The organism is Amycolatopsis palatopharyngis (assembly GCF_003385185.1).
GTDB lineage: Bacteria > Actinomycetota > Actinomycetes > Mycobacteriales > Pseudonocardiaceae > Amycolatopsis > Amycolatopsis palatopharyngis.
Map to the genome: position 1 here is coordinate 21,571 of NZ_PQHZ01000055.1, position 15,031 is coordinate 36,601.

The following is a 15,031-nucleotide window of genomic DNA, read 5'->3' on the forward strand; positions in this document are numbered from 1 at the left end:
GACGGAGGGCGACGGTGTGCCCGAGAAGGCGCCGGGCTCAGGCGGACGGTGACTTCACCGCGTGACTCGGGAGCCGTGTGCCGGGCCGGGCCCGATCCCCTTGACACCCGCCTCCGCGCTGAATGGTGCTCTTGCCGCATCTGTCACCTCCTCGCCTCCTCCTCATCGTCCCAGCTTCGGGACAGCCACCGCCCCAAGGGCGGGCAGAGCAGCGGATACCGGCCGCGGTTGTGCTGCGAGGGCGTCGCGGCCGGGAGACACTGGCCAACCATGACGTGCACGGGAGACCGCGGCGCTTCTGTGGACGCTGCGACGGACGGGGGGACGGTGGCGTGCTGGACTTCGTGACCGGGATCTGGTCGGTTCCGGTGGCTTTGGTGGTCTTCGGGGTGGCCGGCGCGCTCACCGTGGTCTTCAGTATCCGGCTCGTGGGGCTGGGCGATACCCTCGCGGACCGGACGGGCTGGGGTGAGGCGTTCTTCGGTGCGGTGTTCTTCGGGTTGGTCACCTCGCTGTCCGGCATCGTGATGACCGGGGTCAGTGCCGCTGCGGGACAGCCCGAGTTGGCCTACAGCAACGCTGTCGGCGGGATCGCTGTGCAGACACTGGCGATTGTCGCCGCGGATCTCGCGTATCGGCGGGTCAACCTGGAACATGCCGCGGCCTCGGGGCAGAACCTGCTGTTCGGGACGCTGCTGATCGTGTTGCTCAGCACCGCGCTGTTGGGGTCCTTCAGCCCCGAGGTCACGGTGCTGGGTGTGCATCCGGTGTCGGTGGTGATGGTCGCGCTCTACCTGGGGGGACTTCGCCTGATCCGGGCCCAGGAAGAACCGATGTGGCGGGCGGTCACCACGAAGGACACCCGTGAGGACCAACCCAACGAGCAGGACGAGTTCGGCAACAGAAGCGGGGTGTCTTTGGGGCTGGAGTTCGCGGCGATCGCAGGGATCGTCGTCCTCGGCGGCTGGGCGATCGCGCGGGCCGCGGAAAGCCTGGTCGTCACTACCGGGCTGAACGCGGGTTTCGTGGGCGGTGTGTTCATGGGATTGGTCAATGCGCTGCCGGAAACTGTGGCCGCGATCGCCGCAGTCCGGCGCGGGGCCCTCACGCTCGCGGTCGCAGCGGTCATCGGCGGAAACTGTCTTGACGCACTCAACCTCGTCGTCGGAGATCTCGCCTTCCGGGGCGGGAGCTTGTTCCACGCCGCGGGTGCGGACCAGCTGTTCCTCACCACCGCGGCACTGCTGATGACCGCAGTGCTACTCGGCGGGCTGCTCATCCGGCAACGGCGGGGCTGGTGGCGACTCGGATTCGATGGCATCCTGCTCGCGGCCATCTATGCCAGTGCTGTGCTCGCCCTCGCCTTCTGACCACACATCACGTCCTCGGTGTCCATGCCTCAACTGCCTGATGGCGTTGCATCGTTGTCCTTGTGCTGAGGCGTCGACTCGCGGTCCCGGGTGATACGTGCTGCGGCCTGTGGTGTCTTTCCGCTGGTGGAGCAGGATTCTGGTGGCGGCTCTGCATACACCGCGCAGAGTGTGCGCCCTGCGGAGAGCTGCCAGTGTTACCGGACGCTTTTATGGCGTTTCTGGGTGATGCCTTCGGCGACACCGATGAGAAGCAGGGCGGCGATGACCGCGAAGATGAAGCCCAGGACGTTGAGCTCGAAAATGTCCCCAGTGCCGAGCAGGTTCGCCAGGGTACCGCCGATAACGGAGCCGACCAGACCAAGCAGCAACGTGGCGAGGATGCCCAGTTGCTGCTTGCCGGGTTTGATCAGCCGCGCGAGCGCGCCAATGATCAACCCTGCGACGATGAACCCGATCAAGCCTGCCTCCTCAACTCGCCACACCTCTGGCTGCCAAGATAGCGCCGCCGGGCCAGCCTCGCCGACTGGGCACGTTGAGTCGTCCTACGGAACCTTTCGCTGCCTGTGTTCGTAGTAGAGTAAGCGCATTCGTGTTGATGTGAGAGGACGATGGACCCATCCCGAAGTACCGGCAGCGTCGAGTGTGGACGTTGCGGCGAATCCGATTCCGACGCTGACCCGCTGATATCCGCGCGCACGGACGCGGCGCGTTGCGATGACGGGGTGACCGTCCGGTGATCGTGGTCACTATTCTCCTCGGGATCGTGGTGGTGCTCCTGCTCACCGCCGCCACGAGCTATTTCGTGGCCCAAGAGTTTGGCTACATGGCGGTGGACCGTTCTCGGCTGAACGCTCGCGCTGCCGCAGGCGATACCGCCGCCACCCGGGCGTTGGGAATCACCCGCCGTACGTCGTTCATGCTGTCCGGGGCGCAGCTGGGCATCACGGTGACAGGACTTCTCGTCGGATATGTGGCGGAGCCGATGATCGGCGCCGGTATCGGCGAGCTTCTCGGTGACATCAACGTGCCGGTGGGTGTTGGTGTTGCGGTGGGTACCGTGTTCGCGCTGGTTCTGTCCACAGTGGTGCAGATGGTGTTCGGGGAACTATTCCCGAAAAACCTCGCCATCGCCCGGCCGGAACCGGTGGCACTGCGCTTGGCGGGTTCCACCAAGATCTATCTTGTTGCGTTCGGATGGCTGATCCGGCTGTTCGACCACGCCTCGAATCTGCTGCTGAAGGCGTTGCGCATCGAACCGGTACACGACGTGGAACACGCCGCCACCTCACGCGACCTCGAGCACATCGTCGCGGAGTCCCGCGAGAGCGGTGACCTGCCCGCCGAGTTGTCGGCCCTGCTGGATCGAGCGCTCGATCTGCACGAGCGCACCGCGGAACACGCGATGATTCCGCGCCCTCGGGTGGCGACAGTGCGCGGCGATGCGCCGGTGGGAGACGTTGTGAAACAGATGGCGTCCGGACATTCCCGCTACCCGGTACTGGGCAGCAGCATCGATGACGTCCTCGGCGTGATTTGCCTCCGTGACGTGCTCGCCCTCGACGCCGAGGCGCGAAGAACGACAATGGCATCGCAAGTGGCGCGACCTGCGGTGGTGGTGCCCTCGTCGCTACCGCTTCCCGACGTCCTCGCCTATTTGCGCGACGCGGACGAGCAGTTGGGCTGTGTTGTCGACGAGTACGGCGGCCTGGCCGGGGTCATTACCGTGGAGGACATCGCCGAAGAACTGGTTGGGGAAATCACCGACGAGCACGACCCGGTCGGCGCGGATCAACCCCAGCCCGAGCCCGACGGCACGTGGCGGTTGTCCGGCACCGTGCACATCGACGAGGTCGAACGCCTCCTCGGACACGATCTTCCCGAAGGTGACTACGAGACCCTCGCCGGGCTGGTCATCACCGAACTGGGCCGGCTGCCCTCGCCCGGCGATACCGCCACCGTCGCGCTTCCCCGTCCCGCGGGGGCCGAGGAGGACGAACCCCAGCGATACCTGGCTCTGCAGGTCGACGCGGTCGCGCGGCATGTACCTCAGATGGTCCGAATTGGACTCCACGACGATCCTCCTGCGACAGGGGAGGTGGGGTCATGAGCGGGTTGAGTCCTGGGCTGGCGCTGCTGATCTCCGCGGGCATCATCGCGCTGAGTGCGTTCTTCGTCGCGATCGAGTTCGCTCTCGTCGCCGCCCGCCGCTACCGGCTGGAAGAGGCCGCCGAAACCAGTGCCTCCGCGCGTGCCGCCGTCCGCAGTGCACGCGAACTGTCGCTGCTGCTGGCGGGTTCGCAGTTGGGTATCACGTTGTGCACGCTCGCACTCGGCGCGGTCGCCAAACCCGCGGTGCACCACATGCTCACCCCCATCATGGAAGGCTGGGGTATTCCGCCGACGTCTGCCGATGTGGTCGCGTTTGTACTCTCCCTCATTGTGGTCACGTTCCTGCACCTGGTGGTTGGAGAGATGGCCCCCAAATCCTGGGCGATTGCGCACCCAGAACGGTCAGCGACCCTGCTGGCCCTGCCGATGCGCGGATTCATGTGGCTGACCCGGCCCGCGCTGGTGGCACTGAACAACATCGCGAACTGGTGTCTGCGCAAGGTCGGGGTCGACCCTGTTGACGAGGTCAGCGCCGGACGCACCCCCGACGACCTGCGTCACCTCATGGAGCACTCCGCCCACACCGGCGCGCTGGACCCTCAACGACACGAACAACTCGCCACCGCACTGGACCTGTACTCCCGCCCCGTGCACCACCTCCTGCGGTCCAACCAGCTCATTGCCGGTGTTTCCGCCACCGCCACCGTTGGTGACATTCAAACAGCGGTCCGCGACAGCGGACACCTACGCCTCGTGGTTCGCAACGGCGGCAACCAACCCGTAGGCATGGTCCACGTCCGCGACACCCTCACCCAACCCACCGACGCCACCGCCGCAGACCTACAGCGACCGGTCCTTGCCATGTCCGCCGACACCCCCACCTACACCGCACTCACCACCATGCGAGAACACCGCAACCACGTCGCACTCATCCAGGACGACACCACCGTGCTCGGACTCCTCACGCTGCAAGACCTGCTCGACCAACTCTTGGCCCCCGACGCTAGGCAGCACAACAACACCGGATCCCCGACACCACCAAGCACCTAGGGCGGATAAGGGCGAACTGCGTCACCAACTGCCCCCGCCCTCACGGGGGGTCTGTAACAGGGGGGACCGTAACGCGAACGGCTTTGGCGCACTTTCGGTGGCGTGTGTCGGCGGCCGACCCACCACCGAAAGTGCGCTAGAGCCATTCCTGTTACAGGCCCCCCGCGCGGGCGCGATGACCGGGTGGCTATTCGTTGCGGCCCGCGCGCATGGCGTACTGGACGATCGCCCCGGATCAATCAGGAGCGCTGGTCTGCGGGTGCTTGGGCGCGGCAGGTTGGGCAGCGGCCGAAGATCTCCATCGTGTAGCCGACGTCGCTGAAGCCGTGCTGGGTGCTCACGTAGTCGATCCAGCGCAGGACGTCCTCGCTGTGCACCTCGATGGTGCGTCCGCAGTCGCGGCAGATCAGATGGTGGTGGCGCCGTGATGAGCAGCGTCGGTAGGCCAGCTCGCCCGTGCCGACGTGCAGCACGTCGACGATTCCCGTGTCGGCCAGCCACTGCAGGGCGCGGTAGACGGTGGTCAGGCCGATGTTGTGGCCGCGAGCGAGCAGGGCATCGTGGATCTCGCGGGCGGAGCGGAAGTCGTCGAACTGCTCGAGCGCGTGGGCGACAGCGGCTCGCTGCCGGGTGAACCGGGGCCACAACGCCTGCGCGCTCACGGCACAGCCCGGCTCACCCGCTCGGATCCGGCGATGCTCGCACGTATCCAGTCGCGCAGTTCCCTGCCCGCCAGGACGAGGAAGAATTCGGCGACGGTGACCCCGACCATGGTCGCTGAACCGGCGGTGCCGAGATGGAAGCTGACGAGCAAGCCACCGAGCACACCGATGGCAGCGAACCCGGCGGCGGCCGCCATCATCACCGGAACCCGGCGGGTGACGAGCGTCGCGGTCGCCGGTGGGGCAATGAGGAAGCCGAACACCAGCAGCACACCGACGGCGCGGAACGAGGCGATGATGGCTGCCGCGAGCAGGGCGAGCAGCGCGACGTGGGCCAGGCGGGGCCGCAGGCCGAGGACCGCCGCCTGCCGCTCGTTGAGGGCGAGCGCGATGAACGGCCGGTACAGCAGCACGGTCAGTGCCAGGGCGGCCAGGGCGGCCACGGCGGCGACCCGGATGTCGGCACCGGTCACGGCGAGGACGTCACCGAAAAGGATCGCGGTGAGGTCGCCCGCGTAGGACTGCGCCTTCGAGGCGATGATCACACCGAGAGCGAGCATGCCGACGAAGAGCAGCCCGATGCCGGTGTCCACGCGCAGCCGGGTGCGCCGCTGCACGAAGCTGACGCCGCCGATCACCACGACGGCGGCGATCGTCGCGCCCACGAAGAGGCTGACCTCGAGCAGGTAGGCCAAGGTGAGGCCGGGCAGCACACCGTGCGCCAGCGCATCGCCCATGAACGCCATGCCGCGCAGGACGACCCAAGTGCCGACCAGCGCCGTCGTCAGCCCGGTCAGCAGCGCCGCAGCCAGGGCGGCCTGCATGAAGTCGTAGGTGAACGGATCGGTCAACCACTCCACGGTGCTCTCCCGGCGCGACGGCGTTCAGCCCGACAGACCGCGCGCGATGCGCTCCGCGTCGGCGGTGAGCATCCCGAGGTAGGTGGCGGCCTCACCCTCGGGCGCGAGCGAGTCGGTGTAGAGCTGCACGACCTCGATCCCGCCGCCCGCCTCCCTGCTCACGGTCTCCGCCAGCCGGGTCGACACCGTCGTCTCGGCGAAGATCGCGGGCACCTGCGCGCGCTTGATCGTGGCGACGAGCTCGGCGAGCTCACCACTACTGGGATCGGACAGCGTGCTGCCACCCGGGATCACGGTGCCCACCACCTCGAAGCCGTAGCGCTGCGCGAAGTAGCCCACCGCGTCGTGGTTGGTGACTAGCGTTCGCGCCTGCGCGGGCACGTCGGACAGGATTTCCTTGACGCGCTGGTGAGTGGAGCGCACCCGATCGGCGTAGCGCGCCGCGCTGTCCCGCACTGTCTCGGCCTGCCCGCCGGCGACCGTCGCGACGCGGTCACCGATTAACTCGACACCTTCGGCCATCCGCACCGGATCCAGCCACACGTGCGGGTCCAGCGCACCGCTCGCCTGCTCATTGCCGTGCTGTTCACCATCAGCATGGACATCGCCTTCAGTGTGGGCGTCACCCTCGGCGTGGGGCTCGCCTTCGGCGTTCTCGTGGCTTTCCTTGCCTTGGGCATGGTCGCCCGCGCCGTCGAACGGCACGGGATCCACCTTCTCGGCGACGCGCAGCACGTTCACGCCGCTGTCCTCAGCCGCTCTGAGCCCGTCGTTGAGCGACGGCACGAGCTCCAACCCGTTGGCCACGACGAGATCGGCCTCCCGCAGCGCCGCAGTCTGCTGCGCTGAGGGCTCGAACCCGTGCGGGTCCGTTCCCGGTTCGAGGAGTACCGCCACCGAGCCGGCATCGCCGACGACGTTGCGGGTGATGTCGCCCAGGATCGAGGTCGTCGCCACCACCTGGAGCCCGTCCTCAGCGGGCGCCGCGGATTGCCCCTGACCGCAACCGGCCAGTGCCAGGCCGGTCAACCCAGCCACGGACACGGTCAACCACCGGCCGATACGCACGATGTTCACTCCTGTCGTCAGCAGTACCCTTTAGGATGAGGGTACTGATAATCGTTATCATTATCAAATGATGCCAACAGCGGATGGTCAACAACGTCACCACATCGAGCGGGAACCGGGCGGCACGACAGTGGTCGCCGTGCACGCGGTCGGCCTCCGGCTCGCCTACGGCGACCACGCCGTGCTTGATCTCGACCAGCTGACCATCCCCGCACGGCAGGTCACCGCGGTGCTCGGTCCCAACGGTTCGGGCAAGTCGAGCCTGCTCGACGCCATCGCAGGCCTACTCACCCCGAAAGCCGGGTCCGTGGCCGTCTTCGGGCGACCGGCCGGTAGTCGACGCAAGCTCGCGTACGCGTTGCAGCACACCGACACCGACGCGGTGGTCCCGTTGACGGTGCACGAGGTCGTGCGGATGGGCCGCTACCCGCACCGGGGCATGTTGCGGCGGTTGCGGGCGGCCGACCACGACGCGGTCAACGACGCACTCGGGCGTCTGGACATCCGCCACCTGGCCCGCCGACAGCTCTCCGAACTGTCCGGCGGCGAGCGGCAACGGAGCTTCGTCGCGCAGGCACTCGCCCAGCAGGCGCCGCTGCTCCTGCTGGACGAGCCGACCGCCGCGCTGGATGTGCCCACCCAGCAGCGCATCGCCGAGGTGATGGTCGACGAATGCCGCAGAGGCAGCACGATCGTGCACACCACCCACAGCGTGGCCGCGGCCGAGCGGGCCGACTGGGTGCTGCTGCTGGCCGGACGCCTCGTCGCCGCCGGGCCGCCCGCCGAGGTGTTGAACGACGAGCGGCTCGCCGAGGCCTACGGCGCCCGAATGCACGCCGAGTGAAACAGTCGTGCGTGTTCCGGGTGTGGCGCATGTTCCCGGAACACTCAGGGGTTTCGGGACGGCGCCGGGTAGGCAGGTCGGCGGTCGCCTACACCGCACGGACGGCACCTCGGTGGTGTCGGGCGGTGTCGAGTTCGACATCCGATGCCTCGGTTCAGGTGGCTTGTTTGTGGCCCTGCCTGGCGAGCAAGCGGATGGTCACGACTACGCGGAGGTGGCGATACGTGCGGGCGCGGGCGGGGTACTGCCGCTCGTGAAGTCCCCGTGCCCGCCGTGATCGTTCCCGGGGCAGCCGCACTACCCTTCCGTTCCGCGACACCGAGCGGCACGGCCGATGGCGAAAGGCTCGCGGTCCTGGCCTCGCTATCATCGCTCGCGCGCGGCGTGCTCAAGGATCTCGACCGCGCCGCGTGTTGGCGTGCGGGCCGGCAACTAGCGTGACGTACAGGTCGCCGTTGTACTGGCGGCGCTTTTCCAGGCGGTAGCCGTCGGGCGCCAAGCCGTGCTGCTTGGCGAAGTCGACGACCTGCCGCCAGCGCGTCGCGGTGGCCTCGTCTGGCTGCTCAACCCTGACCGACTTCTCGACGGCGAGACGCTCCACGAGTTCCAGTGCGGCATTCCGGCGTTGCTCGCTGATCCAGGCGGTCGCGTGTGGTGGTCGATTCGTGTCTCCGTTGGTCTGTCCCACCTGGCGTCGACCGTTGCCGCGGTGCCGCGTCCTATCGGAAGCAGCATGACTCACGTCATCCGACTCCTTGTGTGCCGGATGCTCTGGATGGTGGCCTTTCTCCAGGTAGAACTCACCAGCCTCGGTCAGGGTGGCCTCCCACCGGCCGTCGCAACGGCCGAGCTCAATCAGGCCCCGGCTGCGCAGCGCGTTCGCCGAGACGCGAGCCGAGGCGTCGGCCGGACTACTGAGGTCTTCGGCAGCGGCCAGCCGCCGGAGGACGGCGAACTGCCGGTCGTTGAGTGGGTCCCATCGGCGCATGCGGGTAGTCCAGCGCAACGTTCTCACCGACGCAATCGCGGATCTCCGTCGCCGCGGGCCCTCACCAGCACCCGCTCGCGCCCCTGGAGCACCAGGTCGGCAAGCGCCGGCCCGTAACGGCAGGTGAGCGCCTCCCGATATCTGTGCGACGACGGAGGCGGCCATGGGCCGCACTCACTCCCCCATGGCACAGCGCGACTTTGCGACCTGCGGATGAAGATCGGCGGCCTGCCCAGCGTGGCAGCCATGCTCGGCGCTTGTACAGCCCAACCGGAACCATCCGCACCGACTCGGGAACCGCCACCGCGGTACACCGTCAGCCCGACCCCGTCGGTGACGCCGACCGTCATGCGACCGCGCACACCTCGATCACGGCTGAGACGACACCCGCTAGCAGCGACGCTGCAGCGGGCCGCCGGGTTTCGGGCTCTTCGGTGTTGTCAAGCGACGGACAGGTGGTTGCGTCGGTCGTTGCGGGGCACGATGGCGGCGGCGGCTTCGGCGGTATCGCGGGCGAGTTCGGGCAGGACGTGGGTGTAGGTGTCGGCGGTGACCGCGATCGTGGAGTGGCCGAGTAGTTCCTGGACGAGTTTCAAGTCCGCTCCGGCGGCGAGCATGACCGTGGCGGCACCGTGGCGCAGGTCGTGCAACCGTACGGGCGGCAGTTCGGCGGCATCGGCGATGGCGTGGAAGGCATCGGTGAGCTTGGCCGGATGCAGCGGGCTCCCGTCGGCTTCGGTGCACACCAGTTCGTGCTCGACCCACGCGGTCCCGGCTGCCGTACGGAGTTCGTTCTGGCGTCGCTTCTGCCGCCGCAACACGGCGGTGGTGGCCTCGTCGAGGGCGACGATACGGCCGGAGGCTTCGCTCTTGGGTTCGCCGAACTCGATCTTCCACCCGAGTTGCACCAGTGCGGTGCTGATGGTGATCGACCGGTTGGTCAGGTCGGTGTTCCACCACGGCAGTCCGCAGGCTTCGCCACGCCGCAGACCTCGATAGGCGATGAGGTGGAACAGCGCGTAGCAGGGGTGGTCCTCGGCTTGGTCAAGGAACCGGCCGATCTGTTCGGGTGTCCACACCATGACCCGGGAAGGCTTCTGCCCGGTGCGCTGCCACCGCTCGACGCGGTCCGGTGTCCACAAGAGGGCTTTCGGGCGGCGGCCGGAGGGAAGCTCGACGTACGTGGCGGGGTTGAAGGTGATCTTCTGGGCCCTGATGGCTGCGTTCAGCGCAGCGCGCAGGGTGGCACGGTAGCGCTGCATGGTGGCGGCGCCCATAATCCGCATGCCGTACACGCTGTTGCGGACCTCGGGATCTTCGCTGTCCTTGGCAGCGGTGATGGTGTCATTGCGTTCGGCCATCGCATCGAACATCCCTGAGATGTGCTCGACGGTGAGCGCGTCGAGCCGGAAGTAGCCCAGGTGCGGGACCAGCCAGCACCGAACGTGGGTCTGGTAGCTGATCCGTGTTGCTTCTCGGATCGTCTTTCGTGTGCCGAGCCAACTCTGCAGCCATTCGCCGACGGTGGGCATGACGCTGAGGCTGGCGTTGCCCTCGTCGAGTTGCTTGGCGATCTCCTCAGGTGCGGGGAAGGATTCGCCGATGCGCAGCCGGTTGTCGATGAGGTCCCCGATGGTGGCGAGGACAGTGCCGCCGCGCTCGCTACCCAGTGCGACGAGGTCGGCGATCTTGTCCAGTTCGACCTGTGCATCGGTCTGCGAGGCGAATCCGTGGCGCCTGCGGGTGCGGCGCGTGCCGTCGTGGCGTTTGGGGATTTCGGCTTGGAAGGACCAGGTTCCGTGGTTGGAGCTCCACATCCCGTTGCTGCGCTTGAGTTTCGAACACTGGCCGCCGAGCTGCTTCCTGGTGGCGGGATCTCTGCAGCTGCAGCGTTTGTAGGTAGAGCCTTTGAAGGTGCGAGTCGTCATCGCGGATTTTCCTTTCCCGCAATCCGTGGGTGTGGCGTTCGGACAACAGTTATGGACGCTCCAATGCGTGCAGAGGGGAAGGGTCAGGCAGGAGGCTCTTTGTCCAGCCCGAGAAGCTCGACCAGTAGGGCGACGGGAATGCGGTAGCTATGGCCGATGCGCACCGCCGGTACTGGGAAGGTTCCGGCGCGGGCGAGCTTGTATGCCGTGGTGCGGCCGATGCCGAGTATGCGAGCAGCGGTCAGCAGGTCTGTGGTCATTCCGAGTTCTCGGAGTCGTTCGCGCGACCACGCTGGTGTGGACGCGGTCGTGGTTGTCGGGTCGGGTGTGTTGGGCAGGAGACGCTCGAAGTCGTGCACAGCAACCTCCTCGCGGTAAGGCGATGGTGGGTTCGGCGGTAAGCGCGGGGTTCTCGTGCGCGGGCGGAGACCGGGATTAACGGGCACCGGGCTGTTGGGGATTGCGGGGCCCCCGGGGCGGTGCCCAGCGGTGCTGTCAGGCACCGGCACGACGCCCCCGGGGACAGGCGACCAGGGCGAGCAGACGGTGCGGGATGCGCGCACGCTGGTCGCGGGACCTTGAGCGGCCCAGAACAGGGCCGGGGTGAGTGCTGGCTTCGGTGGCCGTCGGTACCGCCACCGGAGGCGGTGGCGGGTGGCACGGACCAGCGGCGCAGACGGGTCGTGGGGTGGCGTGTCCTGCCGTGTGTGGGCATGGCAAAGAGCCCCTTCAAGTCGGGCTGTGAAAGTGGGCGGCGGGTGGAACGTGGCGCTCCGGGGCGGGCCTCGGCGGTGTCCTCACCCCGGAGCGCCACAGGTTCAGCGGCGCGAGCGGGTACCGCTGCGGCGACCACACGCGGGGGTCGAGACCCGTGCGGCACCAGACGGGCGCGTCGAGCCACTACGCGCTCGGGCCCGGCTCGCGCGGGCCTTGATGTCCCGCGTCGTGCTTGCCGGCGGCCGGCAGGGCGGCGGACGGTGCAGGTGGGTCAGGTCGTCCAGCAGGAGGCGTAGTGCGTGCGCGGCTTGCTGGGGCATGACTCCGTTGCCCAATGCCCGGAGTTGCGCGGTGCGGGGCAGGTCGAGGTTCTCAGCGGTGACCCAGCCCGCGGGCAGGCCCATGAGCCACTCGACGAACGGCGGCGCGAGCACGGGGCGGCCGTGACGCCCGGGCTGGGTCGGGTAGGGCGCAAGCCGTCGCGTGACGACTTCCCAGCGGTGTACGGCGGCGTACTCCCCCCAGTCCACCGGCGATGGCTTACCGGATGCGACGCGACGGGCGCGCGAGGCGCGCGCGTGGTTGGCACGGTCACTCATCTCCTTCCGCGTGCTCGTGCGAGTGTGGGGCGTGGTGACGGCAATGACGACCGAGGGCAGCATCAGGTCGCCCTTCGAACCGCGCTGAGCCGGGCAGCCCTTCGTCCCGTCGGTCGCGCGTGGGGTCGGCAAGAGTCGTAGGGTGTCCAAGAGGGATGGGCCTCCTTGTCGTGAGGCAGCGGAGATTCCGTTGGAAGAACCGTCGTGCGCGGTCGGTGTCGGCAGCAGGCCCCCAGACGCCTGAGGAGAGGCAGCTAGAAATCCCCCCTCCCCCGGAGTTTGCGTTGCTGCGCAGCACTTTCCGCTCTGCTCGGGGACGGGTGGCGTGGTGAGGGTGCGTGCGCGGTCGGGCAGGGACGGCCCGCCGCTGTGTGTTTCGTGAGTGCAGTTCTTCGCATCCGATGCGGTCGGCGTCGGTAGTAGCCGCACCGAGTCCGTCAGCGTCACGCACCCTGTCGGGATCGGAGGCCCGGTGTGTGGACGGTCTGGATCGCTGCTGAGCGTGAGTCCGCCGCTGTCGGTGTCGGCAGCAGCTGGGGCGGTTGGATCACCGAGTCGACGGCGTCGTTGAGGTTGACCTGATGCTCGCCCGCACGACGCGCGGCGGGGTCTGTCGGGCCGCGCGGTTCCCGGTCGCGGGCCTGCGGGGTCGGCATCATCCGTACCCCGGGTTTGCTGGGGGACGGCACACAGGAACACGCGTTCGCGTCGGTGGGCGGCTCCGATGTCGCTGGCTCGTACGCAACGCCAGACCGCGTCACACCCCGCTTCGGCCAGCCCACCGAGTACACGGTCGAGGCCGCCGTTTCGCCATCGCAGGGCGGCGACGTTCTCCACGACAACGAGGTTCGGTCGTAGAACGCGAATGGCGTCCAGAATGTTGTTCCACAGTCCACTACGAGCGCCTTTCTCGATACCCGCGCGCCGACCGGCGGCGGAAATGTCCTGACAGGGGAACCCGGCGGTGAGTACCTCGATCGGCTGCACAGCGGTGAAGTCGACCGCGCGCAGATCGCCGAGATTCGCCACACCGGGCAGGCGGGCGGCGAGGATGGCCGAGGCGTGCGGGTCGGTCTCGGCGTACCAGGCGATCCGCCCGCCGAGCACCGAGGCGACACCGACATCGAGCCCGGCCAACCCGGTGCACAGCGACCCGATCACCGCGCCCTCGGTCGCGACGAACCGCAAACCGTCCGCGGCCGAGGATCCGCGAGCATGGGAGGTGCTTCGGTTACGGCGCACGGTGCGCCTCCCGCGTCCGGACTCGCCGCACCTGACGATCGGCCGGGGGCGGGCAGCGATGGCGGGTCACGGCGCGGCGGGCGGCCGCCGGGCGGCGATAACGCCGGTCCCAGCCGCAGTCGCGGCAGTGCACCAAAGTGCTCACGCCGCCCACCCCCGCGTACCGTCGTCTACCTCGCCCGCGATGCGGCGCGAGACGCGCGGCAGAGCGTCCGAGGGTGCGCCCCGGCGGGCCGCTGAGGGCTCGAGCGGCTTGCGAAAACAGACCACATCCTCATGCGAAATCAGATGAAGAGGCAGCCCCTGCTCGCGTTGTTTGCGGATGAAGTCGCGCTGGAAGAACGAGCCCCGGGCGACGAGTTCGCGATCAGCGACGCGGGCCAGCAGCGCCACGCACCGCTCGACGGGAACGAGCCCGGCGGCGACCCCACACGCGATGACTTGCGAGGGCAGGTCAATCAGCTCGGAATGCTCCCGCCATGGCCGAACGGTGATCGCCACATGACCGCCGGGGCGCAGGACTGCGGCGCAGCCGGTGAGGATGCGGGTGAACCCGGCCAGCAACCGGTGGTGCCCGACGTTGGCGAGGTTGCCGCGGTCCAGAGTGGAGCCGTAGCGGTGGTGATACTTGCGGACCTTCCCGTCCCCGGACGGGTCGGCGGCCGTGACGACCTGGCCGTGTGTGGACGGCCCGTACGGCGGCGAGGTCACCACCAGCGCCACCCTGCCGACGTACTCGGCCGGGAGGATGTTTTCCAACTGTCGGGCGTCCCCGGCGAACACCTGGGCGTCGTGGTCGTGTCCCCGTTCGCGGGCCAGGTTGAGGTTCGCGTGGGCGACGGTGACCCAGTGCGGTTCGTACTCGATGCCGACCGCGCGCCGCCCGGCGTCGATCGCCTCGATCAGGGTGGTGCCGCTGCCTGCCATCGGGTCGAGCACCACGTCGCCGGGGCGGGTGTAGTGGGCGATCGCGTGCGCGGCGATGGCGGGGAGCATCTTGGCCGGGTGTGCGGTCGACTCCGGCACGAACCGGCCCTTGCGTTGGGCGGCCGGGGATGCCTGCGCGGTCGCCCACACCGACAGCGCCACCTCGCCCGGATCGGTCGTGACCGTCGCCGCCCCGGCGGGGCCGCCACCATCCCGACGTTCGGTGGCGACCGCGTCGCGACGGTCCTTGGAGAGTGTGGCGTTGGCGGCGTCGATGACGGTCCGCGGGATGCGCACCGTCGGCTCGTCGTCGGTGCCAACGCCGGGCAGTGAGGACGAGCCGACGGTGTGGGGGCCGGCAGGGTCGCCGGGTGTGTGCGACATGGGGCACCTGTCTTTCGCAAGGATGAGTACGGGATGTGCGGGGTGCGGGTGGCGGGCGGCGGCCCGCGTGAGCGACCGCGTCATCGGCGCTCTCCCGGCGCGACGGAACCGGCCGCGCCGTGGCCGTCGCTCGCCGCCTCGGGTGAGGCGCTCTGTGCGACAACCCGCGAGTTCTCTCGTCCGTTGTGGACGTACCTGGGCGATGTGGCCCCCTGGACCTGGGCATGTTTTCCCGTTTGGGTGATCATTAGGCGCAATGACTCAACTTCAGGATTCATGA

At 68.4% G+C, this 15,031-nt stretch carries 13 protein-coding genes; 4 read left to right on the forward strand and 9 right to left on the reverse strand.

Features of this window, described 5'->3' with window-relative positions; all coding sequences use genetic code 11:
- Positions 1-332: 332 nt before the first annotated feature.
- A complete protein-coding gene (locus D0C15_RS28600) occupies positions 333-1,370 on the forward strand; it encodes a sodium:calcium antiporter (RefSeq protein WP_245976353.1) in 1,038 nt (345 codons plus the stop codon).
- A 197-nt stretch (positions 1,371-1,567) separates the two neighbouring features.
- Here D0C15_RS28600 and D0C15_RS28605 read toward each other — a convergent pair whose 3' ends face one another.
- The gene (locus D0C15_RS28605) at positions 1,568-1,831 is read right to left on the reverse strand and encodes a GlsB/YeaQ/YmgE family stress response membrane protein (protein WP_116051234.1); all 264 of its coding nucleotides are present in this window, start codon (positions 1,829-1,831) and stop codon (positions 1,568-1,570) included.
- 275 nt (positions 1,832-2,106) lie between these two features.
- Here D0C15_RS28605 and D0C15_RS28610 point away from each other — a divergent pair, with 275 nt between their 5' ends.
- Both D0C15_RS28610 and D0C15_RS28615 read left to right on the forward strand, forming a co-directional pair.
- On the forward strand, positions 2,107-3,480 hold the full coding sequence (locus D0C15_RS28610; protein ID WP_116051235.1) for a hemolysin family protein: 1,374 nt from the start codon (positions 2,107-2,109) through the stop codon (positions 3,478-3,480).
- A complete protein-coding gene (locus tag D0C15_RS28615; RefSeq protein WP_116051236.1) occupies positions 3,477-4,532 on the forward strand; it encodes a hemolysin family protein in 1,056 nt (351 codons plus the stop codon). Before D0C15_RS28610 ends, D0C15_RS28615 begins: the two co-directional genes overlap by 4 nt.
- Positions 4,533-4,771: 239 nt before the next feature.
- On the opposite strand, the gene D0C15_RS28620 is transcribed toward D0C15_RS28615, so the two are convergent.
- From D0C15_RS28620 to D0C15_RS28630, 3 genes are read right to left on the reverse strand one after another with little or no spacing between them, the layout of a single operon-like run.
- Entirely contained in the window at positions 4,772-5,194 is a 423-nt protein-coding gene (locus D0C15_RS28620; protein WP_116051237.1) for a Fur family transcriptional regulator, read from the reverse strand.
- Positions 5,191-6,054: a zinc ABC transporter permease AztB gene (gene aztB, locus D0C15_RS28625; protein ID WP_211323361.1), complete on the reverse strand. Its 864-nt coding sequence runs from the start codon at positions 6,052-6,054 to the stop codon at positions 5,191-5,193. The genes D0C15_RS28620 and aztB overlap by 4 nt, the downstream gene beginning before the upstream one ends.
- A 24-nt stretch (positions 6,055-6,078) precedes the next feature.
- Positions 6,079-7,122 carry a metal ABC transporter substrate-binding protein gene (locus D0C15_RS28630; protein WP_162830288.1) on the reverse strand — a complete coding sequence of 348 codons (1,044 nt, stop codon included), beginning with the start codon at positions 7,120-7,122 and terminating at the stop codon, positions 6,079-6,081.
- Positions 7,123-7,189: 67 nt separating this feature from the next.
- Between D0C15_RS28630 and D0C15_RS28635 the strand changes: the two genes are divergently transcribed.
- A complete protein-coding gene (locus D0C15_RS28635) occupies positions 7,190-7,966 on the forward strand; it encodes a metal ABC transporter ATP-binding protein (RefSeq protein WP_245976355.1) in 777 nt (258 codons plus the stop codon).
- A 388-nt stretch (positions 7,967-8,354) separates the two neighbouring features.
- Here the strand turns inward: D0C15_RS28635 and D0C15_RS28645 are convergent, their stop codons facing one another.
- The 5 genes from D0C15_RS28645 to D0C15_RS28670 all read right to left on the reverse strand — a co-directional run bounded on the left by D0C15_RS28645 (position 8,355) and on the right by D0C15_RS28670 (position 14,751).
- Positions 8,355-8,954 (reverse strand): hypothetical protein, encoded by a 600-nt coding sequence (locus D0C15_RS28645; RefSeq protein ID WP_116051239.1) that lies wholly within the window; start codon positions 8,952-8,954, stop codon positions 8,355-8,357.
- A gap of 440 nt (positions 8,955-9,394) precedes the next feature.
- Positions 9,395-10,882 carry a tyrosine-type recombinase/integrase gene (locus D0C15_RS28650; RefSeq protein WP_116051240.1) on the reverse strand — a complete coding sequence of 496 codons (1,488 nt, stop codon included), beginning with the start codon at positions 10,880-10,882 and terminating at the stop codon, positions 9,395-9,397.
- An 83-nt stretch (positions 10,883-10,965) separates the two neighbouring features.
- Complete coding sequence (locus D0C15_RS35245; RefSeq protein WP_245976357.1) at positions 10,966-11,241, reverse strand: helix-turn-helix domain-containing protein; 276 nt, start codon at positions 11,239-11,241, stop codon at positions 10,966-10,968.
- 459 nt (positions 11,242-11,700) lie between these two features.
- The gene (locus D0C15_RS28665) at positions 11,701-13,440 is read right to left on the reverse strand and encodes a DNA cytosine methyltransferase (RefSeq protein ID WP_245976359.1); all 1,740 of its coding nucleotides are present in this window, start codon (positions 13,438-13,440) and stop codon (positions 11,701-11,703) included.
- A 141-nt stretch (positions 13,441-13,581) separates the two neighbouring features.
- Positions 13,582-14,751, reverse strand: coding sequence for a TRM11 family SAM-dependent methyltransferase (locus tag D0C15_RS28670; RefSeq protein WP_245976360.1), 1,170 nt, complete (start codon positions 14,749-14,751; stop codon positions 13,582-13,584).
- Between the last annotated feature and the right edge of the window lie 280 nt (positions 14,752-15,031).

Bases quoted from the DNA above. Each gene is read 5' to 3' on its own strand.
- D0C15_RS28635 (WP_245976355.1), top strand. From the start codon at position 7,190: ATGATGCCAACAGCGGATGGTCAACAACGTCACCACATCGAGCGGGAA.
- D0C15_RS28670 (WP_245976360.1), bottom strand. From the start codon at position 14,751: ATGTCGCACACACCCGGCGACCCTGCCGGCCCCCACACCGTCGGCTCG.
- D0C15_RS28645 (WP_116051239.1), bottom strand. From the start codon at position 8,954: ATGCGCCGATGGGACCCACTCAACGACCGGCAGTTCGCCGTCCTCCGG.
- D0C15_RS28650 (WP_116051240.1), bottom strand. From the start codon at position 10,882: ATGACGACTCGCACCTTCAAAGGCTCTACCTACAAACGCTGCAGCTGC.
- D0C15_RS28615 (WP_116051236.1), top strand. From the start codon at position 3,477: ATGAGCGGGTTGAGTCCTGGGCTGGCGCTGCTGATCTCCGCGGGCATC.